Consider the following 2,361-nt stretch of genomic DNA (forward strand, 5'->3'; position numbering starts at 1 on the left):
AGCATCAGGTTCAACCTTCCCATTAGGCTCAACCACGATAACCTATACCGCAACGGATGCTTCAAAGAATACCCACAGCGATAGCTTCACGGTAACGGTTAGCGATACAGAGAACCCCGTTATTACCGCAGCAGCAAATGTTATAAAAACAGCCGATGCCGTCAAATGTGGCGCAACAGTAACAGTAGTTGTAGCAAGTGCGACTGATAATTGTAATGTTGGAACGCCAACTGGAGTAAGAAATGATGGTCTTGCATTGACTGCTTTATATCCTGTTGGAACAACAACTATCACCTGGAACGTGACGGATGCCAATGGCAATGCTGCGATTGCAAAAACTCAGACTGTAACGGTAATCGATAATGAGAAACCAGTTATTACCGCTGCCGCTAACATTACACAAACAGCTGATGCGGCCAAATGTGGAGCAACAGTTACAATAGAAGTAGCAACAGCCACAGACAACTGTAGTGTAGGAACGCCAACTGGAGTAAGAAGCGATGCTCTTGCATTGACTGCTTTATTTTCTCTTGGAATCACAACCATCACCTGGAACGTGACGGATGCCAATGGTTATACTGCGATTGCAAAAACTCAGACTGTAACGGTGACTGATAATCAGAACCCAACGATTACTGCACCTTCAGCAGTAAGTGTTGTGGCAGATGCTGGGAAGTGTACTGCTTCGGGAGTTGCTTTAGGCACTCCGGTTACGGCAGACAACTGTTCGGTTAATCCTGCAACAAACAATGCGGTTCCGCCATTTGTCCTTGGCACTACAACGGTACTTTGGTGGGTAACGGACGGCAGTGGTAATACTGCTACTGCTTCACAAATAGTAACGGTAACCGACAATCAAAAACCTACTATCGTAGCGCCAACTGCTGTAAACGTATTTGCCAATACTGGTATTTGTAGCGCTTCGGGTGTTGTATTAGGAATTCCTGTTACAACAGACAACTGTAGCATAGCAAGTGTAACAAACAATGCGGTTCAGCCATTTGCCTTAGGAAATACAACGGTAATTTGGAAAGTAACGGACGGAAGCGGAAATACCTCTACCGCCACACAAATAGTAACGGTAACCGACAATCAAAAACCAACGATTTCATGTGTTGGTGATAAGTTAAAAAGTACTAATACTGCTAATTGTAGTTATACTGTTTTAGGTTCTGAATTTAATCCAATCTTTTTTGGAGATAATTGTGCAAGTTCAACAATAAGTAATAATTATAATAATACTTCAACGCTAGCTGGGGCTATATTCCCTAAGGGATCAACAACCGTAGTTTGGACCGTGAAAGATTCATCAGGCAACGCAACGTCTTGTAGTTTCAACGTAACCGTTACTAGTCCTTTAGTTGCAACTACTGGCACGAACAACGAGCAATTATATTTTGGATTATCTATAGATCAATTGGCAACAGTAACTACAACACCTGCCGGAGGTACTGGTCCATATACAATTGAGTATACATTGAGTCGTCCATTAATTTGTAATATGAATGGAGGCAGTGAAACTTGGACAGGTGGTTCGGGTACTTCTACCGGGAATGTCTGCCCATCTACCACACCTGTATCAACTGCTAATTTAGTATCATCATATTCAATCATAATTAAACTAATGGCAGATGCGATTATAACTGCAAAAGTCACAGATAAATTTGGTTGTGTTGTTTATTCGACTGTTAAAATCTGGGCAGAGGATGTTCGTTGTTTTGCAGGAAAAAGTGGGAATCCGAAAGTTAAAATTTGTCATAAAACAGGAAGCAACAGTAATCCATGTCAAGAAATATGTGTGGATGAATCAGCTGTACAAGCGCATTTAAATCATGGTGATTTTGTGGGAACTTGTACAGCAGACTGTAAACCTAGACAACTTTTGAGACCTGTTGTAATAGGTAAGGAAAAAATCATTGAAATTGATCCTTTCAATGTAATTGCCTATCCTAATCCTTCTAATCACCAGTTTAAATTAGCTTTTAAAGGTGCTAGTGAAGAGAAAGTAGAAGTACTGATTTATGACATGCTTGCTAGAATTGTAAAAAGAATTGAAAATACAAATGAAAAAAATATTCAATTTGGTGAAGAACTTCCTTCTGGTGAATATCTCATAATAGTCAGACAGGGCGTTAACCAAAAGGTTATTAACGTAATAAAACAATAAAAACATTTTTAAAATTAGTTTGCAAACTCTATCCCAATTAAAAAAGGGATAGAGTTTTTTTATATAAACATTTTAATTACATGACAAAAACTGAAATATTCTGATTTCTAGTAAATTAAATCCACTTAATAGAACTCTAGATAAATAATCCAGTCCGTATTTGAATACACTAACAGACCTTCTGCCGTGTTTTT

1 protein-coding gene is annotated in these 2,361 nt (G+C 39.1%); it reads left to right on the forward strand.

Annotation, left to right across the window (positions count from 1 at the left end; all coding sequences use genetic code 11):
• The coding region (locus tag ACFX5F_RS16155; protein WP_379853053.1) for an HYR domain-containing protein at positions 1 to 2,167 on the forward strand (2,167 nt) is incomplete at its 5' end.
• Positions 2,168 to 2,361 lie beyond the last annotated feature (194 nt).

Source organism: Flavobacterium zhoui (assembly GCF_042787235.1).
In the GTDB taxonomy this organism is placed as follows: Bacteria; Bacteroidota; Bacteroidia; order Flavobacteriales; family Flavobacteriaceae; genus Flavobacterium; species Flavobacterium zhoui.